Source organism: Halorubrum sp. Atlit-26R (genome assembly GCF_003666015.1).
GTDB lineage: Archaea > Halobacteriota > Halobacteria > Halobacteriales > Haloferacaceae > Halorubrum.
The window spans coordinates 1-526 of the sequence record NZ_QPLT01000382.1 but is presented as its reverse complement, the minus strand read 5'-3'; the positions used below and the strand labels follow the sequence as shown (position 1 = coordinate 526).

The 526-nt window shown below is 66.3% G+C and carries 1 protein-coding gene; it reads left to right on the top strand.

All coding sequences use genetic code 11. From position 1 onward, the window contains the following. Positions 1-526, top strand: a 526-nt coding sequence (locus DVK07_RS21075) for an ATP-binding protein (RefSeq protein ID WP_158603221.1), incomplete at both ends; no start/stop codon positions are given.

The following is a 526-nucleotide window of genomic DNA, read 5'->3' as shown; positions in this document are numbered from 1 at the left end:
CATGCTTCTCGTGGGCGACCCGTCGACGGGGAAGTCCGCGCTGATCAACAAAGCTGAGTCGAACGCCCCGCGTGCGGTCGGCGTCTCCGGGAAAGGCGCCCGCGAGGCCGGGATAACAGCCTCCGCCGTTCGCGACGACTTCTCCGACGGCGAGTGGACGCTGAAGGCGGGCGCGTTCGTGAAGGCGAACGGCGGGATCGTCCGCATCGACGAACTCGACGACATGCCGCCGGATGTCCGATCGGCGATGCTGGAGCCGATGGCCAACGGGAAGATCAACGTCTCGAAGGCCGGGATCAACGCGACGCTACAGACGCGCGTCGGCGTCATCGCGGCGGCGAATCCGAAGTACGGCCGGTTCGACGAGTACGAGCCGGTCCTCGAACAGGTCGAACTCGGCTCGACGCTCATCTCGCGGTTCGACCTCGGGTTCACGGTTACCGAGACGGACGACGTCGACACTGTCAAACAGGTCGCGCGGGACATTGTCGGCCGGCGCGAACACAAGAAGCGCCTCGACGTCGCC